Below are 20110 nucleotides of genomic sequence, written 5' to 3'. Positions count from 1 at the left end.
AATGATCAGTTTTTACCAAGACTTTGGCAAAAGTACCCACCAGCTTTTACACCCAGAACACCAGGTTCAGGTCCTGGGCGTGGGGCATAAGTTCGTGCTGCGGGCGCAGACGGAAGCCGTACTCGTAAACCCCCGCCAGGCGCGGATCGAGAGCCAGTGCGAAGGTCGCTTTGTTGCCCGTAGCTTTTTTTAGCTCGAAGGCCTCCACCCGGCGCAACTCAATCTTTTCCTCGGTCAGTCGCTGGTAAAAACAAACTTCGAGCAGCAGCGAGCTGGCGTCAATGCCGTTCGTATCGATGGTAATCTCGGCGTTGAAGGTCTCTCCAACGGGCAGGGCGTAGTTGACCGTATCGAAGGTGTTGTTATCCAGCACTTCGATGCCCGACCATTTGGTGCGCAGGTCTTCCTTCCAGGCGGCGTAGGCTTTGGCCTTGGCGTAGTTTGATTTGCTGGTCGCCTGCTGGCTCTTCGCGAGGGGGAAGTAGAAACGCTCGTAGTAGTCGTCCATCATCCGCTTCATCGTAAAGGTGGGGGCCACTTCTGCGATGATTTGCTTGACGTAGTGCATCCATTTGCTGCTGATGCCGGTGGCGTCGCGCTGGAAGTAGGTGGGGATGATCTCTTCCTCCATGGTGTGGTAGATCAACTCGGCGTCCAGCTCATTTTGGAGGTGTTGCTCCTGGTACGTGCGTTCCAGGGGCAGGGCCCAGCCCGCGTCGGGGCGGTACCCTTCGGCCCACCAGCCATCGAGAACGGAGAAGTTGACCGATCCATTGAGCGCTGCTTTCATGCCCGAGGTACCCGAAGCTTCCAGAGGACGCGTGGGGGTATTCAGCCAGATGTCTACGCCCTGGGTAAGGAGCTTGGCCATTTCCATGTTGTAATCTTCCAGGAAAATGATCTTGCCCGCAAACTCGGGTTTCTTACTCACGTGGAGGATGCGGCGGATGAGATCCTGTCCGCCCTGGTCGGCCGGGTGGGCCTTGCCAGCGAAGAGGAAAATGACGGGCTGATCGGCGCGGTTGACCAACGCCTTGAGCCGCTCCTCGTTCTGAAACAGCAACGTAGCCCGCTTGTAGGTGGCAAAACGACGGGCGAAGCCGAGCACGAGGGCATTGTTGTTGATCTTGCTCAGGATGTCGTAGGTCATCCGCGGACTTTCCCCTCGGCGCTGCATGTCGGCCTTCAGCTTTTCGCGGACATAGTCGAGCAGCCGCACCTTGAGCCGGTGGCGCGCTTCGAAGAGCACCTTATCGTCGATTTTGTGGATGTTGCGCCAGATGTCTTTGTTGCTCTGGTCGGCCAGCCAATCTTTGCCAAATACCGTGCTGTAAAGCTCGTGCAGCTCGTGGGCAATCCAGGTAGGGTAGTGGACGGAGTTGGTGACGTAGCCAATGTGAACTTCATTGGGCGTGTAGCCGGGGTAGAGGGGGGTGAACATCTCCTGGCTTACCTCACCGTGGAGTTTGGATACGCCGTTGACGCGCTGGCTCAGGGCGATGGAGAGGTTGGACATGTTAAAGTCTTCCCCGGGGTTGTGAGGGTCTTTACGGCCCAGAGCGACGAATTCCTCCCAGGTGATGCCCAGTTCCTGCGCGTAGTTGTAGAGGTAGTTCCGCAACAGGTGTTCTGAGAAGTGGTCGTGGCCGGCGGGCACGGGCGTATGCGTGGTGTACAGGCTGCTGGCCCGCACGGCTTCAACCGCTTCGGGGAAACGCAGGCCACCCGCAACGAAGTTCTTCAGGCGCTCGATGCTCAAGAAGCCCGCGTGGCCTTCGTTGAGGTGGTAGACCTCCGGAGCCAGGCCCATCGCCTCGATGGCCCGTACGCCGCCGATGCCGAGCAGGATCTCCTGCTTCAGCCGGTGCTCGTTGTCGCCGCCGTAGAGCATGTGGGTCAGCGCCCGGTCGTCCTGGCTGTTGTCTTCGTGGTCAGTGTCCAGCAGGTAGAGGTTGATCCGCCCGATGGGGAGTTTCCAGATCTTGGCCTGCACGATGCGCCCCTGGATGGGAACGGATACCTTCAGCCAGTTGCCATCGGCTTTGCGGACGGGCTCAACGGGCAACTGCGTGAACTTCTGTGCGGGGTAGAGGTGGATCTGGTCGCCGTTCATGCTCAGGCCCTGGTTGAAGTAACCGTAGCGGTAGAGCAAGCCTACGGCGAAGAGGTCGACGTTGCTGTCGGAGGCTTCCTTGAGGTAGTCGCCCGCCAGCACGCCAAGGCCGCCGCTGTACAGTTTGAGGCTGATGTGGAGGCCGTACTCCATGCTGAAGTAGGCCAGCTTGGGGCCCGCTTTTTTGGGCACGGCCAGGTAGGCATCGAATGCTTTTTCCACCGCCTGGAGTCGCTCAATGAAGGCGGTATCGGCGGCCAGCTCGTTGATGCGGGCCGGGTCCAGGGTTTCCAGCAATGCTACCGGGTTGTAGTTCAGCTCCCGGAAGCGCTCGGGGTCAATCTGGTGGAACAAGTCCTGGGCCGCAAAATTCCAGGACCACCAAATATTGTGGCTCAGGCGCTGGAGGGGTGAAAGGACTGCGGGAAGCTGGTTTTGAATATAGATGCGTTTGAGCTTCATATCCGTAAGCGTTAAGGAGGACGTCATCGTAAAACAGTACTGGGTTAAAAATGGCCAGGCGGATCTTTCCGGTGGCAGGGGAGAGGGACTGCCCAAAGCCTGCAAATCATCGGGGTGGGAGCGGCGGCGGCCGGGAAGACGACCGGGCCAAAGGGTTTTCGCAGCTAATCGACAACAAGCAAGGGGCACCAGCGGGCAATCTGCACACTGGGCGGTAGTGGGCACCGGGTGCCTCACCACAGGGGCAATCTGCCGTACCATCCTCGGGCTTTTTACCCAGGGCGGAATGGAAGCACGCTGCGCACAGCCTTAACCATGCCTTCGCCTAATGCAAACCAACCCAGATGAATACGGCGGGCCAAAAGTCGCCATAAGCCACGACCTATGCAAATGCACGGGCTAGCGTTACAACACTATTTTTTTGTCTGTCCGGGCGCCTGGCACCAGTTTTGGCCAATTAACCCGGCGTATTTCCCGTCTTAGCCAGGTCGAAAAACTCGTCCAGATTGGGCGTGATGACGATCTCGGTACGGCGGTTGCGGGCGCGTCCGTCTGGCGTGGCGTTGTCGCCCCGGGGGTCGTACTCCGCGCGGCCGGCGGCAGTCAGGCGGGCGGGGTCAACGTAAAACTGGTCCACCAACTGCCGCACCACGGCCGTAGCCCGGCGCGTGCTCAGGTCCCAGTTGTCTTTGATGCCGTTGAGCTGAACGGGGACGTTATCGGTATGCCCTTCCACGATGACGTTGAGGTTGCGGTGGTCGTTTAAGACCAGGCCAACCTTTTCCAATACCCGCCGGGCGTCGGCGTTCAGGCTGGCGCTGCCGGAGGCAAACAGGAGCTTATCGCTGATGCTGACGTGCACCTTTCCGCCGCGTACCTCTACCTGCACGTCCTGGTCGGAGACATTGTCCAACGACCGCTTCAGGTTCATCACCAGGGCCATATTCAGGCTGTCCTTGCGGGCAATGGAGCGGTTGAGTTCCTGGATGTAGCTGGTTTGCCCGCTGATGCTTTCCAGGCTCTCGCGGATGCTCGTGGCGCCCTCCTTGGAGATGACCGAAAGGTCTTCCATGCGGGCCAGTAAATCGCCGTTGGTGCGTTGGACACTTTCGAGTTGGGTGACGAGCATCTGCCGTTGTTGCTCGCTGCTCTCCAGCTGGGTTTCGAGTTGCTTTACCTTGGTTTTGTTGCACCCCAGCAGGGGGAGAAGCAACAGCAGGGGCAAAAAGCGGAGTGGTTTCATGGTAGTCTGCGGTTGTGGGGGTTCTCGCTAACAACGAAACCAAAGGCGCTTAACGTGCCCAATGTTCACTCCCCGCTCTTAATCAAAAATCACCTCGGTGGCCCCGGTGCCGTATTTCGGGTGAAATTCGTTGCGGAAATCGCGGACATAGCGCATGCCGTGGAGGCGGGAGTGGATGGCGCGTTTCAGGGCTCCGCTGCCGACGCCGTGGATGATGAATACCCGGTCTACACCCAGCCGGACGGCCCGCTCGAGGTAGGCGTCGAGGTGTTTCAACTGGGTTTGGAGAACCAGGTGTTTGGGCACTGCAGCGGGGTCTTTCACCAGCGCAGGCAGGTGGAGATCGATCTCGGTTTCGAACTCCAGCTTCTCGGCCAGATCGAAGTTGGTCACGTTTTTGGCTGGCGCGACGCTTTTCTTGTTGAGCTCCTGCTGGGTGATGGCCCTGAGCGAGCCGGTGTTGAGCTGGGGCGCTGACGCAGGTGCGGTGGCCGTCGTATCAAGCGAGGGGAAGACGACGTAGAGGTGGGCGTCCCGGTAAAGTTCGGGGACGTCCTCGAGCTTATCGAAAAACTGCTGTCCCTTGATCCGGAGCTGTTGGAAATGCCGTGGCCCAGGTCCTTCGGGGAGGATGGGCCGGCAGTCTAGCTCGCAGCTCAATTTTTCATTCAGCCAGCCGTAGGCGACGGCGTCCAGGCGTTTTTTGCCCCCCGCTTCGAGTTGTCCCGCTTTGCTCCAACGGCGGTTGCTTCCGGTTAATACCTTGAGTTCGTACAGGATTTTGTGGGGCGTACCATTGAGCAGGTACACCTCGAAGGCGACGGGCTCCGCCTCATTGTTCAGTTGCGGATCGAAAGCCAGGCGAACACCTTCGTATTCTTCGGGACCCTGATTGGCCTGCTGGGGTACGGGAATAGGCTTGGCCAGTGCGGCGGGGGGTGGGGGAGCGGCCCCTACCGCCTCCAATACCTCTTCTGGCACGGGCAGCAGCCCACTGCCGCCGTCCCAACGTACCTGGACTACGCCACCGGGCAATATTGCGGTTACCGTTCCTACGTTTTGCGTACGCTTCATCCGTACGCGCTGATTAATGATAAATGCCATGCCGCGAAGATACGACGGCGGCGTTTGGGGTGCACTGAAGGCTAGGCTGTCTAATTAGCCAGGCCACAGCCGTACTCACTTTAGCCAACCGGGGAGGCTCAAGCGCTTAATAGGTCGAGACCCTTTGGGCCGTAGGAGAATACGCCATTTTACTTAGCTGGATCGACCCACAGAGGGTCTCAACCCAGGGGGGCACCGTGATTAGCTGGATCGACCCAGAGGGTCTCAACCTAGGCGGTCCAGGCCCCTAAAGCGCGTACGGGTTAAACCCATTAGATTAGACAGCCTACACTTAAGGCCGTTTTCTGTCGGAGGCTGCTCAGCTAAGTCTGTATCCCGGTGCGGCAGCTTATTCAATCCTTCAATCCTTCAATCCTTTCATCCCTTAATCCCTTCCCCCTTACCTTCGTCCGGCAATGCAAAAGACCTCCTCCCTGCGCTGGCGGGTAGCCCAGTACCTCGAACGCCGATGGTGGCGACGTTACCTGCGTGCGAAGCCCCCGGAACAGTACCTGGCCGAGAAAAGTGCCTACTGGCAGCGTACACTTGACGAGCTGGGTTGGACCGTAATCCCCCACCGGAAAGTACTCGACGCGGGCTGCGGACCGGCCGGCATCTTCATCACCCTCCACGGTACGGAGCGGGTGACGGCCCTCGATCCCCTCCTGCTCCGCTACGAGACCGACCTGAGCATCTTCGCCCGCAGCCGGTATCCGGAAACCGACTTCGCCGTCCAAACCCTCGAACAGCCTATTCCCGGCGGGCCCTTCGAAGCCATTTACTGTTTCAACGCCATCAACCACGTGGCCAACTGGGCCCTCGCCCTCGACCAACTCACCGCCGTAGCCCACACGGGGACGCGCCTGCTGCTGACCAGCGACGTGCACCGCCACCCCTGGCTCGAACCTATTTTCCGTCTTTTGCCGGGCGACCTGCTCCATCCCCAGCAGCACGGCCCCGCTGCCTACCGCGCCGCCCTCCAATCCCGGGGCTGGCGTGTGGAAAAAGAACAGGTATTGCGTCGCGAAGCCATCTTTGATTACACCGCCTGGGTGGCGGAATACGGCAGCCGCTAAGCGCTCGTTGGGTGGTGCAGAGGGCCGAAAGTGAATTGGTCACAAGCTTCTTCGTCCTTCCTGGCTAAGGCCTATATCACCCCCGAGAAAACCTTTACGGCCGGCCCTTCCAGCCAGAGATCGGTAAAAATGCCGTTGGCGTAGCGGCCACGAACACTCAGGACTCCGCCCTTGGCCCGCACTACCCACTGAAAGGGACCCTCTGTTGCAGAAGCGGTCTGGAGCGTGGCCACGATCGCCGCAGCGGTAACTCCCGTCCCGCAGGCCAGCGTCTCTCCCTCCACGCCCCGCTCGTAGGTGGCAATGGTGATTTCCGGGCCATTGATGCGGATAAAGTTGACGTTGATCCCGAAAGGGGCCGCTTGCCGGATGCGCCGGCCTTCAACGTTGACATTCACTTGCAACGGATCATGGGCCAGCGTGACGTAGTGCGGTGAACCGGTATCCAGCACGAAAGCATCGGGCGTGGCCTGATGTACGCTGGTGACGTCGTTCATTTCCAGGGAGACGTTACCGGAGGGGAGGAGGACGGCACGGTGCGGGCCATCGACGGCTAAAAAATGGTAAACCTCCCGGCGGATGCCCAGGTAATGGGCAAAACGGACAATGCAGCGGCCGCCGTTGCCGCACATGCTGCTGGGCGCACCGTCGGAATTGTAGTAAAGCATTTCGAAGTCGTACTCCGCATGGCGGCGCAGCAACATCAGCCCGTCGGCACCGATGCCGAAGTGCCGGTCGCAAAGCTCGGCGATGGTGCCTTGGTCCATTCCGGGCAACACGTCTCCCTCCCGGTCGTCGAGCAGGATGAAGTCATTGCCAGCACCTTGGTATTTGAAGAATTCGATGAGCGATTGTTTTGTCAGTTCATAGTTCACTAGTCGTTAGTTTCCCAAAGATCTACTCGCTATGAACTATGAACTATGAACTACTGAACCCCCAAACTATCCCTACGGCTAACCGGCGCATACCGTTCCCCTTCCGTTTCCATCTGGTCTTCAAAGCCAACGGGAACGCCCAGTGTGTAGTGGCGGTAGGCCGCAAAGGCGATCAGGCCCAGGATGACTACGGCTCCGATCAGGGAAACCCGCCAGCCGAAGATGTTGCCGATGTAGTCTCCATCGAAAGGATCGCGTTGCATGGTCATGGGATAAAGTTGGGAGGCAAAAATACGGTGCCCCGGCACGGTGGAACAACATACGGGGGGCTGAATCGTTTGCCCAACGCATGAAGTCCTATAACCTACTGATCCTTTTTACCTGTTGTTTGCTGTCGGCCCTGTCGGCCCTCGCGCTCCAAAGACTTCTTTTGGCACCTGCGGCCGCGCCCACATCCGCCCACGCCGCCCAAGAGACCACTTCCCCGCTGAACCGCACCACCGCCACCGATTTTATTACTGCCGCCGAGCGCGTCACCCCTGCGGTGGTGTTTTTGCGCTGCTACGCGGGGCGGCACCAGATCGGGCGCTCAACAACCGGTTCCGGCGTAGTCATTGACCCCAGTGGCCTGATTGCCACCAACCGCCACGTTGTGCACGGGGCGAAGTCGATCCGCGTTCTGCTGGGCGACAAACGCGAGTACGACGCAGTGGTGATCGGCGAAGACGAAAGCACGGATCTGGCCCTCCTGCAAATTGTGGAAGAGGTGGAGTTACCCAGCGTGGCATTCGGGAACAGTGACAGCCTGCGCGTAGGCGAGTGGGTGCTGGCCATCGGCAACCCCTTTAGCCTCAACTCTACGGTCACCGCCGGCATCGTTTCGGCCAAGGGGCGCAGCATCGACGTGCTGGAACCCGAAGACCGCATCGAGAGCTTCATCCAGACGGACGCGGCCATCAACCCCGGCAACAGCGGTGGCCCCCTCATCAATACCCACGGTAAGTTGGTGGGCATCAACACGGCCATCCTGACCAACAGCGGCCGCCACGAAGGCTTTGCCTTTGCTATCCCCGGCAACCTGGTGCTCCGGGTGCTGAACGACCTGCGGGCTTTCGGGGAGGTCCGGCGGGCCGTCCTCGGCCTCTACATCCAAAGCCTCAACGACGCCCAGGCCAAAAAACTGGGGATGGGGCAGGCCGAGGGCGTACTGATCACGGGCGTAAAGCCTGGCGGATCCGCCGAAGCGGCCGGGCTAAAGGCCGGTGATGTCCTCCTGGCCCTTAACGAGGTGCCCATCAACTCCGCGCCGTCCATGCAGGAAGCCCTGAGCCGCTTCCGCCCCGGGCAAAAAATCCGCATCACCTTCTACCGCGCCGGCCAGCGGCAAAGCGTGCTGGCGCTGCTGCTGGATAAGGCCAACGGAGTACCAAAACTGGTGAACGCGGTGGAGGAATAGGCGCTGCCGGGGAATCAGCAACGAAAACGTCGGGCTACACCCTCCCCGACACTACACAAGCGGCCTGGCGGGGCTTTGTGCCCCCTCATCTTCGTAGTCCTTCATCGTGTTCTTAGTGGTTTAAAACGAACCTCCGCAGCATTCCCCCGCCCTTTCTCCTTTAAGCCTTTTCCCCCTATCTCCTTTCCCCCTGTCCTCAACGCAAGTCCGCCAGCGTGACTTCCCGCTGCAGCTTATCATGCATCCTGGCCATAAGTTTGAGCCATAAGACGGCGGTGATGTAGGCGTCGCCCAATGCGGTATGGCGATCAGAAAGGGGAATGCGGTAGCGACGGGCGAGTTTATCGAGGGTAAACTGGTCTTTAGGCGTCCAGTAGCCCACGGGTTGAAGGCGTTCGGCGACTTTGGCGGTGTCCACTACGGAGTTGAGCAATTTTCCGGTGCCTTGTTTCAGCAGGGCGCGGTTGATCATTTCCAGATCGAAGGCGATGTGGTGGCCCACGATGATGGCATCGCCGAGGTAGGCCAGAAAATCGGCCAGCAACTGCTCTTCGTTGGAATACACGTAGCGGGCGGAGTTGGGAACAAGGCCGTGGATGGCCACGGTGCTGCTGTCCGCATACCCCTCTGGCGCGGGCAGGTATGCCTCAAACTGGGCGTTGGTCAGGATGTTGTTGCCACTTATTTTGAGTGCTCCCAGGCTGAGTAAATGGTCCTGCTTCGGGTCCAGGCCCGTGGTCTCTGCGTCGAGCACCACAATGCTTCTTTCGGCCAGTGGCAGCGGCGCTTGCGTACCAGCAGACGCAATGGCGTGGTAGCTTTGGTACCACTCGGGCCAATCGGCGGCAGCCTCCTCGGCGCTGTTGCGCTTGAGCGATGCACGTAGTTTACGGAGCCAGGCCATTCCCTCCATCAGCGCAGGAAGTTGAGTTGGAAGCGCACTTCCAGCAGGGTCTGGATTTCCTTCACGGGTTCAAAACTATTGCGCAGCAGGAGGCGCTGGACGCGGCTGAGTTCTTCCGGTTTCAGGAAGCGGCCGGAGTCTTTGCGCCGTAAACCCATGGTGGCCCGCAGGCGGATGAGCACTTCGTAGGCTTCGGCGGCGGCGCGGAAAAGTTCGGCATTCTGGGGCTCGCGTTCGGCCATTACCTCAAAGCGCCGGAAGGTATTGTTGATGTTCCCCTGCCGGGCTTCGAGCATCAGCACGCGGGCGGCGTCAGTCAGTGGCCGCATGGCGCGCGATTTCAGGTCGAACTGGTCTTTGTGTTCGCCGGATCTTTCCACCACGAAATTGCGGAAAAAGGTGAGCGGACTGGGATTATCCAGCGCAGCCAGGGCCAGCGAAGCCAGGAAGCGGGCGCTGGAACGCTCCAGTTCCTGGAAGATGTGTTCGGTCAGCTTAGCCGGCAGGCTGCCGTCTCCCCACACCCCCCGGTAATCGAAGAAAATGGAGGTATGCAGCATATTTTCCGCCGAGTTTTCGTGCATCCATTGGCTGAACTGGGTTTTCCAGGCACTGACGGGCAGGCACCAGCGCGGGTTGCTGGCCATCATGTCTCCGCTGCAGTACTCGAAGCCGACGTCATTGAGAAATTCCGTGACGTAGCTGGCCAATTGCAAAAAATAGTCTTTGACGGCGGCGTAGCGGTGCTGGGGGACGTCCTCGAAAATCAGGGCATTGTCCTGGTCCGTCCGCAGCAGTTGTTCCCCCCGGCCCTGGCTGCCCAGCACCAGCCAATCGAACAGGGCGGGCGGGTTGCCCAATCCATCGGCCTGCACGCGGGCAAGCCCCAGCTTGATGCACTTGCGGATGATTTCGTCGTTGATTTTGGTCATCACCGTTGTGATGAAGGAAATGCTGACCTCCCGTTCCAGGTAGCTGGCCAGCAATTGCTCGGTGCGTTCGCGCAGGGTCCGCAGGTAGGCCGATGACTTGGCCCGCCCGATTTCCCGGATCAGCACCGCCGGGTTATTACCCTGCACTACGAGGATATCGTGCTTACTGATGATGCCCGTCACGGGGGTTTTGTCGGTGCCATCTTCCGTTTGCACCAGGTGGTTGATGTTGCGCCGCACCATTTCAATCTGCACGTCGGCGAGGCTCAGCATCGGCCGGATGCAGGCTACCGGACCCTGCATGATCTCGCCTACCAGCTCCTGGTTGCTGACGAGGCCGGTGGCCACCTTTTGCCGCAGGTCGCGGTCGGTAATGATGCCGATGGGGCGCTGCCGCAGGTCGGTGATGATGATGGAGCCCACGTTGTGTTCCGACATCGCGCGGGCGGCATCAACGATGCGGGCCGTGGCCGGGCAGGTGATGGGCGTACGGTTGGCCTGGATGGGGAGCAGCCCGGCCAGGTCGGGCTGTAGCGAATCATCCCCCAGCTTCGGTACCGGTGCCGGGCGGTTGAGGGCAAAACGACCACTGCCGGCCATGCTCGTGGCCAGGTACTGCGTCAGGGCAGGGTAGCGGGGCAGTAACTCGCGAAAACCCGCAGAATTGATCGCGTAGAGCAGGCTTTCTTCCACGGCCCGCGCCTCAAACAGGTAATTGTCTTCGGCCAGCAGCGGACGGATGCCAAACACTTCACCTTCCCCCAGGCGCTCTACCAGGCTTTCTGCGTCCTCCACGCGGTGGTAGAGCTCAATGGCCCCTTCCTTGACCAGGTAAAAGCGGTCTTTTGGTGGCTCGCCCGGACGAAAAATGACGGTGCCCACCGGCTGGTAGCGCACTTCCACCCGTCCGGCCACCGCCATAAGGGCCTCTTCGTTATCGACGAAGCTGAAGGGCGGAATGTCCTTCAAATAGTCATAAATACGGCGGGTGACCTGGTTGGGCAAGGCAAGGGCGTTTGAACGGTGCGAAAAGTAGCGAAAGTTTTTGGGATGGAACTTCCCGATCAGGCTGATCGACTTCCTGCGGCGGTTTTTGCGGAGGGCGCGGGCGCGGGTGCTATGGTAGGGACCAAGTAGCAAGGGACGCAGAACCCCCGGCTCAGCTGGTGAGACTCCCCCCAGCCCCAGTGAACCGAAAGCCTTCAGTAGCAGTTGCCCCCAGGTACCAAAACCGACCTGCCGTGCCAGAACTACCCGAAGTGCATAATTTCCAGCAGTATTTCGACGCAGCGGCGCTCCGTCAGACGATTGACCACGTTGTTGTCCACGACGAAAAAATCATCCGCAACCTTTCGGGGGCTGCCTTTGCCGATGTCTTGGCGGGGCGCACGGTAGTAGACTCGCTGCGGCGCGGCAAATACCTGTTTGCCGGCCTCGACAATGGCCACGCAGTGCTGCTGCACTTCGGGATGACGGGAGATCTCAACCTCTACCAGGAGCCCAGCGAACGGGGGCGTTTCGAGCGCTTCGCCTGGTACTTCCGCGATGGCAACGTGCTGGGTTTTGAGGACCCCCGGAAGTTCGCTCGGATATTGTACCTGCCCGATCGGGAAGCCTACATCCAGGAAGTCGGCCTCGGCCCGGATGCGTTGGACCTGGAGGAAGACTACTTCCTCGCCGCCCTCGGTAAGCGTAAAGTGACGCTTAAGGGTGCGCTGCTTGATCAATCTCTAGTCGCTGGCCTGGGCAACCTGTATGCAGACGAAATTTGCTACCGTACCCGCCTGCATCCCGCCGTCCGCGTCGACCAACTCACCGCAGCGGAAAAACGGGCCGTGTATGCGCAGATCATCGATATCATGACCTATGCAACCGAAAACGCTCCGTACTACCGGGATTACCCCGAAAACTGGTTCTGGCATACCTGGCGCCACGCGGGCCAGCCCGACCCAGCGGGTGGCGGAACCGTGACGGTGTGCAAAGTGGCCGGACGCACCACCTACTTCGCCGCCGACCACCAAAAACTCCCCGCCGAAGGCTGAGGGCTTTTGAACTTTGTCCCGGAGCCCACAAAACCTGCCAAGCGGGAATGCTGCTGGCAACAATGGCCCCGCTCGACCGTTTTTCACTGGGTGCCCCGGAGCGCAGTTCCGCTTCTTTTTCAGGATTTTGACCAACTTGGGGCCCGCTAAAATTTCTGCTATGCGCTACGCTTGCTACCTGTTTCTCTTCGTTGTTTGCTCGGCCTGTACCTACACGGCCAAGATCACCGACGGCACCACGGCCATTGAGCGCAAGCAGTACCACGTAGCGGTACCCATGCTCACTAAGGAATTTAAGAAAGCCCGCTCCCGCTCCGAGAAAGGAAAAATTGCCCTGAACCTGGGCCATGCGCTGCGGGAGACGGGTCGCGACGAGGAAGCCGTCGAATGGTACCAAACGGCCTACGACAATAACGCTGGCCCCGATGCCCTGCGGGAAAAGGCCGCCGCCCTGAAGCGCCTGGAACGCTACGAAGATGCCATCCAGGTGTACACCGACCTGGGCTTCGAAATCGGCTCCAAATACGAATTCCGCAAAGACATCAGTGGAGCCGAACTGGCCATCAAATGGCGGGAAGAAGAAAAGGCAGGCCGGGAACGGGCTTTTACCGTGCAGCCCGTCGACTTCAACAGCAACCAGGCCGACTATGCACCGGTGGCTTTTGAAAACCGCCTGGTCTTCACCAGCGACCGTGCCGCCGCGACGGGGGAGGAAAAGTACAACTGGACGGGAAGGGGCTTCACGGACTTATTCATTGTCGACCCCGTAAATGGCAGAGCAGCAGATGCTTTTGACGTGCAGGTTAACACCGATAATCACGACGGCACCCCAGCCTTCAGCGCCGACGGCCAGGAAATGATCTTCACCCGCTGCGCCGCACCCGGCAAGCGGGAGGACGCCTACTGTGGCCTCTACCGCTCCGAACGGGCGGGCGAAGGCTGGGCTCCCGCCCAAATCCTGCCTTTCGTCAAAGCCGGTGCCAATTATATGCACCCCGCCCTCAGCACCGATGGGCAGCGCCTTTACTTCAGCGCAAAACTCGAAGATGGCTGGGGCGGCTACGACATTTACGTCGCCAACCGCAAGGCTGACGGAACCTGGGAAGACCCCATCCTGATGAACCGCGCCATCAACACCCAGGGCAACGAGCAATTCCCCAGCCTGGATGGCGATACCCTTTACTTCGCCAGCGACGGTCTGGAAGGCATGGGTGGCCTGGACATCTACCGCACCTACCCCATGGCCAACGGCCGTTATTCCGCACCCAAGAACCTGCGCACCCCGGTAAATTCCGGCGCAGACGACTTCGCCTTCATCGTCGTGGGCCGCGAAGGGATGGGCGCGGAAGAGAAAACCCTCGGTTACTTCAGCAGCTCCCGGCCGGGCGGATCGGGTAGCGACGATATTTACGCCTTCGTACAACGGATCCTGCCCCCGCCCCCGCCCGACCCCACGCCCATCGTGTACAAGAACATCCTGGACGTAACGGTGGTGGAAAAGATCTACGCCGAGCCGGGTAATCCGAGCAGCGCGGTGTTGGGCCGTAAGCCCGTCCCTAACGCCAGCATCGTGGCGCGGGTAGGTGAGCAGAGCCGGACGGTAAATACCAACGACGAAGGGGTGTTGAGCCTCGTTTTGGTGGACGATCAGCAATACCAGTTCCGCGCCGAACGCGAAGAATACCTGGTGGCCGAGGGAAGCTTCTCCAGCCGGAACCTCCCCCAGGATCCGGACGCCCCGGAGCAGCGCTACGAGCTGGAGTTGGAACTGGAAAAAATCTTCCGCAACCAGGAGATTGTCCTCAACAACATCTACTACGATTTCAACGAGTCCTTCATCCGCGACGATGCCAAGCCCACCCTGGAAGCCCTCAGCGCCGTTCTGGAACGCAACCCCGACATCCGCATCGAGCTCGGTTCCCACACCGACTGCCGGGGTAAACCTGGCTACAATCAACAGCTCAGCCAGGACCGCGCCCAGGCCGCAGTGACCTTTCTGGTGGAGCAGGGCATCGATCCCAGCCGGCTCAGTGCCCGGGGCTACGGCGAAGACCAGCCCATCGAACAGTGCCTCTGCGAGCGGTGCAGCGAAGAAGAACACCAACGCAATCGCCGTACGACCTTCCGGATATTGGAATAAGGCGGTGTTTTGGCTTTGCTGGTTGCGGGCTATTCCGGGGGGGGGCTTTAGTAGAGGGTGCCTGACCTCCTCTCTTTAACGACCTGGGCCCTTCCATTGCTCATTATCCTGTCCACGGCACCTGCGGCCGCGCCCGAATGGTGCTGCGGCAAGCCAAAGTCTGGTGAAGCGCTTACCTTCGGGCCGCAATAAAAGCCTTCGCCGTGTACCACCAATATAGCCTCTTGAACGACCCCGGGTTGAACGAAATGCTCATCGCCTTCCTGGGCGAAGCCGATTTTGACAGTTTTCAAGAGCTGGACAGCGGCCTTCACGCTTTCGCACTGGCTGAACAGCACGAGCAATCGGTGGCCGCGCTGGAGGATCTCCGCGAGCGTTTCCCCTTCACCTACACCTGGGAAGTGCTCGAAAACAAAAACTGGAACGAGGAATGGGAACGGCAGTTCCAGCCCATCCGCGTGGGGGAACGGCTGTTGATCCGGGCGGATTTTCATCCGGCGGACCCTGCCGTAGAACACGAGTTGGTCATCACACCCAAAATGGCCTTTGGCACAGGGCACCACGCGACCACCTACATGATGTGCGAGCTGATTTTTGAAGAAGACCTGGCGGGGAAGTCGGTACTCGACTACGGCTCGGGTACGGGCGTACTCGCTATTCTGGCCAAACGGCTGGGGGCCGGCCCGGTGGATGCGGTAGACATTGAAGGCCCGGCGGCCGAGAATACTGCTGAGAATGCCCAGGCGAACGGGACTGAGCTGCGGCACGTTGTGCTGGGAGAGCTCCACGACGTTCCCCCCGGGCCGCCCTACGATTTGATCCTGGCAAACATCAACCGGAATGTAATTTTAGCCACCGGGGAAGCGTTGTACGAACGGCTACGTCCGGGGGGCAGGGTGCTTTTTAGTGGCATTCTGGCCCAGGATGAGGAACTGCTCCTCTCCCGGCTGGCCGCCATTGGCTTCCATCATCATAGCACCCGCCGTCGGGAAGACTGGCGGGCGTTCGTTTTCTCCCGCAGTTAACCCGCTTCTATGCGTTTCCTCCTTCCGTTCCTGCTTTTCCTTGCCGCTGCACCGTTCCTCCGCGCCCAAAGCCTGGCTGAATTTGACGCGGGGGGGGCAGATTTAGCCACTTTTTCGGAGGTATTGGCTGACTTCATGAACGGCTCAGACAACCGGGAGGCGAAAGACGCTTACGCCAATTTCACGGGCACCTTTTTCGGCGGCGGCTTCACCGAAAACCAGCAGCGCCGCATCGCCGCAACGGCCGTGGCCTTGGCTAAGCTCCGCGTGAGCGCCACCAGCGGCTTCCCCGACTACCTGGGCCTTTTGGCTTACCTGACCGGTACAGAAGGAATGGAAGATGAGCGTTTTGCTGAATTTCACGACGCTTTTGATCAGTTGCTGGCCACGCCTAAAGTCCGGGCCAACGACATCCTCCGCACCCTGAATGCGACCAACAGTTTCCTTGCCACGAACAAGCTGGGCGGCGGAGACAGCCCGGAGATGGGCTGGTTCGTCGTTGGCGGCAAGCCCCATTTTCTCTACGACGGTGGTGTGCGCATGCGCATCGATACGGTGCGGCAATTACGGGCCATTGGCCGGGAGGACACCCTGAACATTCAGGAGACCGAACTGCTGGTAGACCTGGCCAACGACCAGGCCTACGGCAAGGGTGGCCGCACCGATTGGCAACGGCAGGGCTTATCACCCGACGTTTTCGCCATTCTGGTAAGTTATTCCTTCGATACCAAGCGGCTTATTTATACTTCTGACTCGGCCCATTTGCAGTATCCGGAATACTTCCAAGACGAAATCCTGGTGGGGTCCTTCTCCGATAAGGTCCAGCCAGGCGGAGCCCGGGCGGGGGCGGAATACCCGCAGTTTTTGTCGGACGACGGCTTCGTGGAGATCCAGAACGTAGGGGAAGGCATCGACCTGTTCGGCAATTTTGAATTGCGGGGCAACACCGTCTACGCCATTGGCTCCAAGGGCCGCAAAGCCCAGGTAAACCTCAGCATCAAAGGGAAGGAAGAAGGGAAGTCGGTCAAAGGCCTCGCTCAGAGTTTCACCATCCGCCAGGGCGAGCGGATCGGGGGGCAGGGCGTACAGACGACCATCTACGTTGGTAAAGACTCGCTCTATCACCCCAGCGTGACCATGCAGGTTAACATCCCCGAACGGGTAGTGGGGCTGACCCGCTCCGAATCCAGTTCAGACCAAAGCCCCTTCTTCCACAGCCTGAACAACCTCAACATTTACGCTGACCACATCGACATCCACCTCAACGGCGACAGTGCCGTAGTGGGCAAAAAGACGGTGTCTTTTCAGGAAAAGTCTGACGTCATTTTTGAGAGTAAAGACTTTTTCAGCCAACGGGAGTACGATTTCGTGCGGGACATCGCCGCCTCCAATCCTCTGGACGTCATCTACGCCTACCGCAATAGCCCGGAGGGGGGCAATGACCTGGTGAGCGTAGCCGCCCTTGCCAGGAAATTCAACCCCCGCTTTACCGTCGGAGACATCCGCCCCCTGCTGTACAGCCTCCAGACCCGCGGCTTCCTGCTCTACGACCCGGAGACGGAGACGGCCCTGCTGATGCCCAAAATTGAACACTACGTCCGGGCCAGCCGGGAAGAGATTGACTACGACAAAATCCGTCTCATCAGCCGCACGGCCGATGCCAATGCCGTCCTGGACCTCAATACGGGGCAGGTACGGGTAGACGACGTGCAGCCCGTGGAATTCAACCGGGAAAAGCAGATTGCGATTAAACCCGTGGCCGATCAGCTGACCATTACGGGCGACCGCGATTTTGACTTTTCGGGCGAGATTTACGCCGGGGGGATGGTCTTTACCGGTAAGAACTTTCATTTTAAATACGCGCCGTACCACATTGAGATGGATTCGGTGCGCTACTTCGATCTGTTCCTCCCGGTGAAAGACTTCATTGGCGAGGGGATGAAACGGGAGAGCACGGGCAGCCGCATTGAGCACTTGAGCGGCTATCTGCTCATTGATGCCCCCCTCAACAAGAGTGGTACGGAAGACATTGCCTATTTCCCCTCCCTGCAAAGCAAGGGGACCAGCTACATTTTCTACGACGGCGCCGATACCATGGCCAATTACCGCCGCGATAGCTTCTACTTCGAGCTGGCTCCGTTCAGCCTCAACGGGCTGGATAGTCTGCTGGCTTCGCAAGTTAAGATGGATGGCCGCCTCTACAGCGGGGGCATCTTCCCCGACATGCAGGAAACCCTCAGCATCCAGGAAGACGGCAGCCTCGGCTTCATCACCCAAACGCCCGAAGGCGGGCAGGGGGCCTACGGCGACCGTGGTAAGTACGAAGGCGAGGTCGTCCTCAGCAATCGCGGCCTCGAAGGAAAGGGCCGCCTGACCTACCTGGAAGCCAATATCGACAGCGAAGACCTCAAATTTCAGCTCGATAAGACCACCGCCAGCGCACGCTCTTTCGCCCTGGAGGAATCCGTTGCCGGAGACCGCGTAGTGCCCCAGGTGAGCGGTACGGAGGTCAACATCGAATTCAAACCCTACGGCGATTCTTTGATTGTCAATTCCGTAGCTGAGGCACCCTTTGCCATGTTTAAGGCTGGCGGCCACGAATTTGACGGCGGGCTGGTGTTGACCCCCGAAGCACTCAAAGGCAACGGCACCCTGGGTTGGGCCGCCGCGAGTATGAAGAGTAAGGACATGGATTTCATGACTTTCGGAGCCAGGGCCGACACCGCCAACGTCGCCATTAAAAGCATCAATGCCGATGACCGCCTCGCCCTGAGTACGTCTAACGTCCGCGCCGACGTCAATTTTGACACCCAGATCGCCTCCTTCGAAAACAACTCTACGGAACTCTCCACCAGCCTCCCTTACAACCAGTTCAAAACGAGTATTGACCGCTTCGACTGGGATATGGCCGGCGGTAACATCACCTTTCAGGCCGAAATCGGCAAAGACCGCTTTACCTCCATTCACCCCGACCAGGACGACCTGACTTTCACGGGGACGGCTGCTACCTACGACATCAATACCAGCATGCTCGACGTAGAAGGCGTTCCCTTCATCAAAAGCGCCGACGCTAAAATTATCCCCGGCGACGGCAAAATCCGGGTCGAATCCGAAGCGAAAATCACGGAGCTGACCAACGCGCAAATCGTGGCCGATACCCTCAACGAATACCACGTAATCAACCGCGCGACCGTCCAAATCCTGGGCCGCAAGGAATACCGGGCCTCGGGCTTTTACGAATACAACGTAGGGACCCACGAGCAGGAAGTAGAGTTTCAGGACATCGTCGGCACCCGCATCGGCAAAGGCAACCGCAACGAAAAGGCTACCGCCACCCGCGCCAACGGAGAGGTCAGCGAAGCCACCGAGTTTTACGTGGACCACAAAACCCGCTTTTTTGGCACCATCAACCTGGATGCGGGCAGCAAGACTTTGCTCTTCGATGGCTACGCCAAAATCGAAGCCGAAAAGCTGCCTGGAGCGCAGTGGTTTACCGTGCGCTCCGAAGGCGACCGCAAAAACCTGACCCTGCGCGTGGAGCAACCTAAAGACCGCGAGGGCCTGCCCCTTTTTACGGGCATCTACCTGAGCAAACCCAACCGGGTGATTTATCCCAGCCTGGTGCAAACCCTCGATTTCCGCAAGGATCACCCGATTCTGGACTGCAACGGCCTGTTCACCTACGACGAAAGCCGCGACGTTTTCCTTTTCGGCGACAGCACCCGCATCTACAACCCGGAAAGCATCGGGGGCAACCTCATGCAATTTGACAATGCCAAGGGCAAAATCAGCGGCGACGGCCTGCTGGGCCTGGGCGGCCGGCTCAAGTACGTAAGCGTGAAAAGTTACGGCACCGTGGCGATGGATATGCCCGCCACCGCCCGCCGCGCCGAAGAACCCGAGCCCGAGGTAGAAGAAGCCCCTGAAACGGAAAAGGAAACCCCGGCCACACCCAACATGTTCCTGCTCGAAGAAGAGATCAAGCCCAAGGAAGACACCACTGCGGCAAAAGCCTCCATTACCATCGAGGGGCCGGTGGCCGCAGCCTATCCGGACGTGAAGGTGAAAGCGATGATGGCCATCGACCTGATCCTGCCCGATAAGCTGGTCAACATGATGGCTACCGACCTCATCTCCGGCGCCTACGCCGCACCGGGCCTGAACCTGGTGACCGACCGCGCCTTCTTCCAGGCGGGCTTGCACAACCTCTTCCCCGCCGGCAAGGACCGCCAGGATGCAGAAGCCAGCCTGGCCGCCGCCGTCCTCAATGTCCCCCGAAAAATCAACGAGCACACCTTCCTCTTCAGCCAGATGAGCCTGCAGTGGTCCAACGACTACCAGTCTTTCGTCACTACCGAAAAACTTTCGGGCCTGGCCAGCATCAAGGGCAATCCCCTGAGCAAAATGATGGAAGTCCACGCCGAAATCAAGATGCCCACCGGCGGTGATGATCGCCTCTACCTCTACATCAAGTCGCCCAGTGAGTTGTACTACTTCTTTGGCTTCAAAGATGGCGTGCTCAACGTGGTATCCAACAACACCCAGTTTATGGCGGAGTTGGAGGGCATGAAGGCCAAAGACCTGGTCTTGAAAATGCCCGATGGTGAGACCTACGAGATCCTGCCCGTCAGCCCGGGTACGGCCCAGACCTTCCTGCGCCGCGTAGAAGAGGCTTTTAAGAAGTAGGGGAGGGCAGCGGACGGCTCCTTACCTTTGCGTGCTTAAACTCCTCCCCGCC

13 protein-coding genes are annotated in these 20110 nt (G+C 59.4%); 6 read left to right on the top strand and 7 right to left on the bottom strand.

Annotation, left to right across the window (positions count from 1 at the left end):
- Positions 1 to 46 precede the first annotated feature (46 nt).
- The 3 genes from glgP to H9S92_RS04750 all read right to left on the bottom strand — a co-directional run bounded on the left by glgP (position 47) and on the right by H9S92_RS04750 (position 4922).
- A complete protein-coding gene (gene glgP, locus H9S92_RS04760; RefSeq protein ID WP_246463656.1) occupies positions 47 to 2575 on the bottom strand; it encodes an alpha-glucan family phosphorylase in 2529 nt (842 codons plus the stop codon).
- A 457-nt stretch (positions 2576 to 3032) separates the two neighbouring features.
- On the bottom strand, positions 3033 to 3818 hold the full coding sequence (locus tag H9S92_RS04755; protein WP_187465566.1) for an OmpA/MotB family protein: 786 nt from the start codon (positions 3816 to 3818) through the stop codon (positions 3033 to 3035).
- 78 nt (positions 3819 to 3896) lie between these two features.
- Positions 3897 to 4922, bottom strand: coding sequence for a Smr/MutS family protein (locus H9S92_RS04750; protein WP_187465565.1), 1026 nt, complete (start codon positions 4920 to 4922; stop codon positions 3897 to 3899).
- 416 nt (positions 4923 to 5338) lie between these two features.
- Between H9S92_RS04750 and H9S92_RS04745 the strand changes: the two genes are divergently transcribed.
- Positions 5339 to 5998: a class I SAM-dependent methyltransferase gene (locus tag H9S92_RS04745; RefSeq protein WP_187465564.1), complete on the top strand. Its 660-nt coding sequence runs from the start codon at positions 5339 to 5341 to the stop codon at positions 5996 to 5998.
- A 71-nt stretch (positions 5999 to 6069) separates the two neighbouring features.
- On the opposite strand, the gene dapF is transcribed toward H9S92_RS04745, so the two are convergent.
- Positions 6070 to 6873, bottom strand: coding sequence for a diaminopimelate epimerase (dapF, locus tag H9S92_RS04740; protein ID WP_290283633.1), 804 nt, complete (start codon positions 6871 to 6873; stop codon positions 6070 to 6072).
- A gap of 50 nt (positions 6874 to 6923) precedes the next feature.
- A complete protein-coding gene (locus H9S92_RS04735; RefSeq protein ID WP_187465563.1) occupies positions 6924 to 7142 on the bottom strand; it encodes a hypothetical protein in 219 nt (72 codons plus the stop codon).
- An 80-nt stretch (positions 7143 to 7222) separates the two neighbouring features.
- Here H9S92_RS04735 and H9S92_RS04730 point away from each other — a divergent pair, with 80 nt between their 5' ends.
- Positions 7223 to 8329 carry a S1C family serine protease gene (locus H9S92_RS04730; RefSeq protein WP_187465562.1) on the top strand — a complete coding sequence of 369 codons (1107 nt, stop codon included), beginning with the start codon at positions 7223 to 7225 and terminating at the stop codon, positions 8327 to 8329.
- Between the two features lie 196 nt (positions 8330 to 8525).
- Here the strand turns inward: H9S92_RS04730 and H9S92_RS04725 are convergent, their stop codons facing one another.
- Together H9S92_RS04725 and H9S92_RS04720 are read right to left on the bottom strand one after the other, a co-directional pair.
- On the bottom strand, positions 8526 to 9242 hold the full coding sequence (locus H9S92_RS04725; protein WP_187465561.1) for a 3'-5' exonuclease: 717 nt from the start codon (positions 9240 to 9242) through the stop codon (positions 8526 to 8528).
- Positions 9242 to 11170 (bottom strand): DUF294 nucleotidyltransferase-like domain-containing protein, encoded by a 1929-nt coding sequence (locus H9S92_RS04720; RefSeq protein WP_187465560.1) that lies wholly within the window; start codon positions 11168 to 11170, stop codon positions 9242 to 9244. The genes H9S92_RS04725 and H9S92_RS04720 overlap by 1 nt, the downstream gene beginning before the upstream one ends.
- A gap of 236 nt (positions 11171 to 11406) precedes the next feature.
- Here H9S92_RS04720 and H9S92_RS04715 point away from each other — a divergent pair, with 236 nt between their 5' ends.
- The 4 genes from H9S92_RS04715 to H9S92_RS04700 all read left to right on the top strand — a co-directional run bounded on the left by H9S92_RS04715 (position 11407) and on the right by H9S92_RS04700 (position 20058).
- Positions 11407 to 12207, top strand: a complete 801-nt coding sequence (locus H9S92_RS04715) for an Fpg/Nei family DNA glycosylase (RefSeq protein WP_187465559.1) — start codon at positions 11407 to 11409, stop codon at positions 12205 to 12207.
- 160 nt (positions 12208 to 12367) lie between these two features.
- Complete coding sequence (locus H9S92_RS04710) at positions 12368 to 14347, top strand: OmpA family protein (RefSeq protein WP_187465558.1); 1980 nt, start codon at positions 12368 to 12370, stop codon at positions 14345 to 14347.
- Positions 14348 to 14550: 203 nt separating this feature from the next.
- On the top strand, positions 14551 to 15372 hold the full coding sequence (prmA, locus tag H9S92_RS04705; protein ID WP_187465557.1) for a 50S ribosomal protein L11 methyltransferase: 822 nt from the start codon (positions 14551 to 14553) through the stop codon (positions 15370 to 15372).
- 9 nt (positions 15373 to 15381) lie between these two features.
- Positions 15382 to 20058, top strand: a complete 4677-nt coding sequence (locus tag H9S92_RS04700; protein ID WP_187465556.1) for a hypothetical protein — start codon at positions 15382 to 15384, stop codon at positions 20056 to 20058.
- Positions 20059 to 20110 lie beyond the last annotated feature (52 nt).

Source organism: Neolewinella lacunae, from assembly GCF_014349155.1.
In the GTDB taxonomy this organism is placed as follows: Bacteria; Bacteroidota; Bacteroidia; order Chitinophagales; family Saprospiraceae; genus Neolewinella; species Neolewinella lacunae.
This window is presented reverse-complemented; position numbering and strand designations above follow the sequence as displayed.

What these genes read in the sequence shown, in the direction of transcription:
- glgP (WP_246463656.1), bottom strand. Translation starts at nt 2,575, where the DNA reads ATGAAGCTCAAACGCATCTATATTCAAAACCAGCTTCCCGCAGTCCTT.
- H9S92_RS04755 (WP_187465566.1), bottom strand. Translation starts at nt 3,818, where the DNA reads ATGAAACCACTCCGCTTTTTGCCCCTGCTGTTGCTTCTCCCCCTGCTG.
- H9S92_RS04750 (WP_187465565.1), bottom strand. Translation starts at nt 4,922, where the DNA reads ATGGCATTTATCATTAATCAGCGCGTACGGATGAAGCGTACGCAAAAC.
- H9S92_RS04745 (WP_187465564.1), top strand. Translation starts at nt 5,339, where the DNA reads ATGCAAAAGACCTCCTCCCTGCGCTGGCGGGTAGCCCAGTACCTCGAA.
- H9S92_RS04735 (WP_187465563.1), bottom strand. Translation starts at nt 7,142, where the DNA reads ATGACCATGCAACGCGATCCTTTCGATGGAGACTACATCGGCAACATC.
- H9S92_RS04730 (WP_187465562.1), top strand. Translation starts at nt 7,223, where the DNA reads ATGAAGTCCTATAACCTACTGATCCTTTTTACCTGTTGTTTGCTGTCG.
- H9S92_RS04725 (WP_187465561.1), bottom strand. Translation starts at nt 9,242, where the DNA reads ATGGAGGGAATGGCCTGGCTCCGTAAACTACGTGCATCGCTCAAGCGC.
- H9S92_RS04710 (WP_187465558.1), top strand. Translation starts at nt 12,368, where the DNA reads ATGCGCTACGCTTGCTACCTGTTTCTCTTCGTTGTTTGCTCGGCCTGT.
- H9S92_RS04700 (WP_187465556.1), top strand. Translation starts at nt 15,382, where the DNA reads ATGCGTTTCCTCCTTCCGTTCCTGCTTTTCCTTGCCGCTGCACCGTTC.